Origin of the sequence: Endozoicomonas sp. SESOKO1 (genome assembly GCF_024606265.1) — a bacterium.
Taxonomy (GTDB): Bacteria; Pseudomonadota; Gammaproteobacteria; order Pseudomonadales; family Endozoicomonadaceae; genus Endozoicomonas.
Map to the genome: position 1 here is coordinate 1 of NZ_JAHHPP010000236.1, position 1,608 is coordinate 1,608.

Genomic DNA, 1,608 nt, shown 5'->3' on the forward strand with positions numbered 1-1,608 from the left:
GTTACCGTGATGAAGTGGTCGCCAAGGCAGAGGGTGAAGCGGATCGTTTCGTGAAACTCATGGGTGAATACCAACAGGCACCTGAAGTAACCCGCGAACGTCTGTATATTGAAACCATTGAAGAGGTGTTCAGTAAATCCAGCAAGGTACTGGTGGATGTTGAAGGTGGCAATAACATGATGTACCTGCCGCTCGATAAACTGACACAGTCTCATGGCAGCAACAATATGCCATCCAGACAGTTATCGGCCCAGGAATTAAAAGAGATTACCACCCGGGTGACAGAAGAATATCCAGAATGACATCACCGCTATCGGAATAGGCTTCTGATTGAATAGCGCCAAGTTTATAGAGACGGGCACGAATGCGTCCCTGGGCTGGTTTCAGGGTTAACTGCCCCTGCAGGATATCATCCGACAGCAGCTCTTTGATGGCTTCCTGCAGCAGGTCAGCGCCATCACCGGTAACCGCCGAGACCCAGACCCGCACAGGTCGCCCTTCATCATCCCTCTGAATTTTCGGCTCTACTCCCTGAAGCAGGTCAATTTTGTTATAGACCTCCAACTGTGGCACTTCATCAGCATTGATCTCTTTCAATACTGAATGGACCTGGTCCATGTTTTCCAGACGTTCTGGATCATGACTGTCAATGACATGCAGTAGAAGATCAGCCTGACGGGTTTCTTCAAGCGTTGCCCGAAATGCCTCAACCAGTTTATGAGGCAGGTGTCGAATGAAGCCGACGGTATCGGCAAGTACTACTGGCCCAATATCCGATAAATCAATTCTGCGCAGTGTTGGGTCAAGGGTGGCAAACAACTGGTCCGCCGCGTAAACCCCGGATTCGGTCACACGGTTAAAAAGTGTCGACTTACCGGCATTTGTATAACCAACCAGTGATACCTGGGGAACTTCTGCCCGTTGTCTGGAACGTCGACCCTGCTCACGCTGCTTGCGTACTTTTTCCAGACGACGGCTGATACTTTTGATGCGGGTCCTTAGAAGACGGCGGTCGGTTTCCAGCTGGGTTTCACCCGGTCCCCTGAGGCCAATACCACCCTTCTGTCGTTCAAGGTGAGTCCAGCCTCGAACCAGTCGTGTACTCATGTGTTGCAACTGGGCCAGCTCAACCTGAAGCTTGCCTTCAAAGGTTCTGGCACGTTGGGCAAATATATCCAGAATCAGTCCGGTACGATCAATAACCCTGCACTTCAGCTCTTTTTCAAGGTTACGTTCCTGGCTTGGAGAGAGGGCATGATTAAACAGCACAACATCGACATCGTGCAGTACAACCAGCTGACGGATTTCTTCTACTTTGCCCGGGCCGACAAAGAAACGGGGGTTGGGATGTTTGCAGCCTGCAGTAATAAATGCAGCAGACTCAACGCCGGCGGAGCGTACCAGCTCCATGAATTCCTGGGGGTCTTCCCGCTCACGATCATCGTTCAATTCCAGATGAACAAGAACTGCGGATTCACCACCCTCATGGCGGTCAAAAAACAAATAGATCTCCTAAACAGCCACGAACCACGCGCATACACAGCTGGGAACCAGCTTACAGAAACCTGACAATAAGACTGCGCCACATGGCTTATTTTTAAAATAAAT

At 50.4% G+C, this 1,608-nt stretch carries 1 protein-coding gene and 1 pseudogene; one reads left to right on the top strand and one right to left on the bottom strand.

Annotated elements, in window-relative coordinates:
* Nucleotides 1–302: pseudogene (locus tag KDK13_RS10540) on the top strand (protease modulator HflK); the annotation flags it as partial.
* Here the strand turns inward: KDK13_RS10540 and hflX are convergent.
* Nucleotides 268–1,503, bottom strand: coding sequence for a ribosome rescue GTPase HflX (gene hflX, locus KDK13_RS10545; RefSeq protein ID WP_257284936.1), 1,236 nt, complete (start codon nucleotides 1,501–1,503; stop codon nucleotides 268–270). The pseudogene KDK13_RS10540 and the gene hflX overlap by 35 nt on opposite strands.
* Nucleotides 1,504–1,608: the final 105 nt, after the last annotated feature.